Source organism: Collinsella sp. BIOML-A6 (assembly GCF_009875845.1).
Classification (GTDB): Bacteria; Actinomycetota; Coriobacteriia; order Coriobacteriales; family Coriobacteriaceae; genus Collinsella; species Collinsella aerofaciens_H.
On record NZ_WWSL01000055.1, the window covers coordinates 1 to 1672 of the forward strand.

The following is a 1672-nucleotide window of genomic DNA, read 5'->3' on the forward strand; positions in this document are numbered from 1 at the left end:
AGGTATCGGGTTCCCACATTCATCCGCACATGTGCGGATGAATGTGGGAGGTGTTCGGATAAAGTTGATAATCAAGGTGGGAGAACCTTTATTCAATTACGACAACTTGATTGCAGCAATCCATATTCTTCGAGATAGAAATGGACTTAACTTTCCAACCGACGGCATTACCGTATCAACAGTTGGTCCAGTTAATCAATTAAAAAAATTGCGCGAAGAACATCTAAAAATTCAGTTGACAATATCTTTACATGCAGCAACACAGGCTGCGAGAAACTGTATCATTCCTCATATGCACATGTACGCTATTGAAGATGTTGTTAAGCAAGCATTGTCCTATTCTCAAAGGCATAATCGAAAAGTGGTATTTGCGTATTTGCTTTTACCAGGTATAAATGACCGTTCCTCAGATATAAGGCAACTTGCAAAATGGTTTAAGGGCAAAAATGTTATGATTAACGTGCTGCAATACAACCCGACGAGTAATTCAAAAATTAGAGCACCACAAAAACAAGAAATGGTTGCGTTCAAACATCAATTAGAGCAAACAGGACTTGAAGTTACCATGAGAGTTTCTCATGGTAGAAAGATTAAAGCAGCTTGTGGACAGTTAGCTAATACATATAATAAAGCCAAAAAACAACAGAAATAATTTAATTAAAAGAGCCAGACGCACAGACGCAGAGCCGATAATATGCAGTTTGAAATACTGCTGTTATCGGCTCTTTTTTGATTTTAATTTGTGCCCCTAATAACCATATTGGAGCAAAATCAGAACTGTTGCTTGTCGTTCTTTGATTTCCGCAGCAGCTTTGAAAAATCAAAGCCGCCGTTTCTTTTTATCTTCTAATGAAATGACGCGGTATCACTGTTAAAAGCGGCGGCTAAAGGAGGTAGCCGCCATGAAGCACATACCCTATCGACAAAATCCGACGGTCATTGACATATCAAAAAAAGCCCGACCACCGCCGGGAACCTCTCTACCCTTGACTATGAACTGTCTAATCATCTAAATACTGCTTACAATACCTATACGCCTGTCCGGGCTTTTCGGACAGGCGTATTTTGCTGCTCAAAAAATTTTTTGAAAAAATTTCAAAAAATCTTCGGCGTTTTTCAAAAACGCCGTATTGCCCCGCGAAAAGGGGGAAGCACCACCAACTTTCCAACGAGAAAGGAGGTGAGAATGTGGAACCTAATAGCAGGGAGTTTTACAAACAATGTGCTTTTCAGAAGTTTTGTAATACGGTGCTGCACAATGAAGCGTGTGACGCTCACAGGGAGCTGCACAGGCATAAGGCAAGGGAAGTCACCTTTTCCGATTTGCCCTTAGACGAAGCGCGGCAGCTTCATACCTTTGATGAATATTTCAAACGGGAAACCGCCGAAACCGTCTTTGAGAAAGCCGGGAAGAAAATCACGCCGAAGCTGCTTCTTGAAGCAATCCGTACTTTGCCGGAAGAAAAGCGCAAAGCCGTACTCCTGTACTATTTCGAGGGAATGAACGACACCGAGATTGCGAAGTTGTTCAATACATCGAGAAGCACGATACAGTACAGGCGGACAAGCTCTTGTTAGCGTCGGATTTTTTTAGCCAAATATAGTCGGCCGAGATTGACCAATCCCGGCCGACCCATTTTAGCCAACACGCCCGCATCTATGACTTTCCTAT

Annotated in this window: 1 protein-coding gene and 1 pseudogene; both read left to right on the forward strand. The window is 42.2% G+C overall.

All coding sequences use genetic code 11. The features are described 5' to 3' along the window. A pseudogene (locus GT495_RS10590) lies at positions 1-652 on the forward strand (hypothetical protein); the annotation flags it as partial. Between the two features lie 536 nt (positions 653-1188). Then, positions 1189-1578, forward strand: a complete 390-nt coding sequence (locus GT495_RS10595; RefSeq protein WP_161162600.1) for a sigma-70 family RNA polymerase sigma factor — start codon at positions 1189-1191, stop codon at positions 1576-1578. The last annotated feature ends 94 nt before the right edge of the window (positions 1579-1672 follow it).